The organism is Pedobacter sp. ASV12, from assembly GCF_016429155.1.
GTDB lineage: Bacteria > Bacteroidota > Bacteroidia > Sphingobacteriales > Sphingobacteriaceae > Pedobacter.
On sequence record NZ_JAELUC010000345.1, the window covers coordinates 1 to 397 of the forward strand.

General features: G+C 37.5%; 1 protein-coding gene. It reads left to right on the top strand.

From position 1 onward, the window contains the following. Positions 1–397: helicase HerA domain-containing protein (locus tag JHD69_RS20610; RefSeq protein WP_199142178.1), on the top strand; the 397-nt coding region annotated here is incomplete at both ends.

Sequence of the window (397 nt, forward strand, 5' to 3'; positions counted from 1 at the left end):
GAAAATGAAAGGTTGAATTTAACAGTAGCAAATTACGACAAAGAAGCTTTTCATCCAACTGGAAAAGTCGAGATTCTGTTATGCTTCGATAATTTTGAGCTTACTGCAAAAAAAGGGTTAGATCAACTACCGCCTGTGGGTGCAAAGGTTTATCTATGTTCAAACCATTTTCTCGGGTCATTACTTACCGAATTTGGGGAAAATAAAGATCCTAACAAGAAAAAGGATACATTAATGCAATTAGCACACTTACCTAATGATGAAAATCATATTGTAAATGTTTCAGCACAGGCACTTTTTGGGAGACATTGTGCAGTCGTAGGAACAACAGGTGGTGGTAAAAGTTGGACAGTTGCAAAGCTCGTTCAGGAAGTCTTGACAAATCAAGGAAAAGCCT